The 2,082-nt window shown below is 58.6% G+C and carries 1 protein-coding gene; it reads right to left on the bottom strand.

Annotated features, from left to right (window positions below; translation table 11 throughout):
- Positions 1–571: 571 nt before the first annotated feature.
- The coding region (gene ggt / locus ERD80_RS21330; protein WP_136548457.1) for a gamma-glutamyltransferase at positions 572–2,082 on the bottom strand (1,511 nt) is incomplete at its 5' end.

Below are 2,082 nucleotides of genomic sequence, written 5' to 3'. Positions count from 1 at the left end.
ATCAATGCCGACAGGCATACGGGTTTGCATAGATTCTCCTTAACAGCACAGGGAAACCGCCATGACCATCCTTATGGATGCGTGCTCGGGGCACAGGATACCGTCCGGTCTTGAAGGCGGGAGTTAAGTTGCCGGGGATGAATCTACGAAGCAGGCTTTATGCCCAGGGGGCGCCCCCATCTCACCAGCAACTTCCCGATGATCAGTCGGGGATCATCATACCCGGAGGAGAATGATCGGGATATAAGGGGCGCCATTTATGGCGACCGGAGAAATATGCCGGTACGCATAAATCCGCCCCTACAAAAAACGTCTCCATCTCGTTGTAGGGTCGCCATTTATGGCGACCGGAGAAATATGCCGGTGCGCATGAATCCGCCCCTACAAAAAACGTCTCCATCTCGTTGTAGGGGCACCATTTATGGCGACCGGAGAAATATGCCGGTGCGCATGAATCCGCCCCTACAAAAAACGTCTCCATCTCGTTGTAGGGTCGCCATTTATGGCGACCGGAAATGTATGCATCAGGCAGGGCACCCGCTCTTAAGGGTGCTCTTTTTAAAAGCCTGGATTAATACCCGGCACTCAAATCATCCACCGAGCGTGGGTCGGATGCGCCGTAGCGCATGCCGTCCGGGCCAATCATGATGCTCTGCGTGCTGCCCATCGCCGGCAGCACTTTGACATGCTGACCTTTTGCTTCCAGCAGACGCAGCGTATCCGGGCTGAAGCCCTTCTCGACGCGCAGCTGATCCGGCAGCCACTGATGGTGGAAGCGCGGCGCATTGGTGGCTTCCGCCACGTTCATGCCGAAATCGATACTGTTCACCACCATTTGCAGCACGGTGGTGATAATCCGACTGCCGCCCGGGCTGCCGGTCACCAGCCAGGTTTTACCGTCTTTCGCCACAATGGTTGGCGACATCGATGACAGCGGACGTTTGGCCGGCTGAATCGCGTTCGCCTCACCGCCCACCAGGCCATAGACGTTTGGCGTGCCCGGCTTGGCGGAGAAATCATCCATTTCATTGTTCATCAGAATGCCGCTGTTACCGGCCACCACGCCGCTGCCAAAGTAGGTATTCAGCGTGTAAGTCACCGCCACCGCGTTGCCGTCTTTATCCACCACCGAGAAGTGGGTGGTTTGATTGCTCTCGTACGGTGCCAGCTTGCCGGGCTTGATGTCGGCTGAGGGGCGCGCCTTGTTGACATCAATCTGCTGGGCCAGCGTTTTGGCGTAGGCTTTGCTGGTCAGCGCTTGCTGCGGCACTTTAACGAAGTCGGGATCGCCGAGATACTCGGAGCGGTCGGCGTAGGCATATTTTTCCGCTTCGGCCATAACCTGCATCGCGTCCGCGCTGCCGAAGCCCCATTTCGCCAGGTCGAAGTTTTCCAGGATATTGAGGATCTGCACGATATGAATGCCGCCGGACGACGGTGGCGGCATGGAGAACACCTCGTAGCCACGGTAGCTGCCGCTTACCGGCTTGCGTTCCACTGCGCGGTAGGCCGCCAGATCCGCCTTGCCAATCAGTCCGCCGTGCTGCGCCATTTCGGCAGCGATCTCATCGGCAATTTTGCCTTTGTAGAAAGCATCCGGCCCCTGCTGAGCAATCAGCTGCAGGCTATGCGCGAGGTTTTTCTGCACCAGGCGATCGCCCTTCTGGTACGGCTGACCGTCGGCTTTGTAGAAAATGGCGCGACTGTTGTCGTGGTTGATCAGGTTCTCTTTACCGTAGGTAGCGAGATCGTCAGCCAGCGCATCGTTAACGATGATGCCGTCGCGCGCCAGTTTGATCGCCGGCGCCAGCAGCGTGCTGAGCGGCAGCGTGCCGTACTTTTGCGCTGCCAGGGCAAAACCGGCTACGGTGCCCGGCGTGCCGGAAGCCAGATGAGAAGTGAGTGATAACTTACTATCCGCGTTGCCCTGCTTATCCAGGAACATATCGCGCGAGGCACGCGCCGGCGCCATCTCGCGGAAATCAATGGCGGTGGTGCGGCCGGCAGCGGTGCGCAGCAGCATAAAGCCGCCACCGCCCAGGTTGCCCGCCTGCGGGTGAGTGACCGCCAGCGCAAAGCCCA

It is taken from the genome of Pantoea sp. R102 (assembly GCF_004916815.1).
Lineage (GTDB): Bacteria > Pseudomonadota > Gammaproteobacteria > Enterobacterales > Enterobacteriaceae > Pantoea > Pantoea dispersa.
Note: the sequence above shows the minus strand (reverse complement) of the source record. Positions and strands in the feature narration are given on the sequence as shown.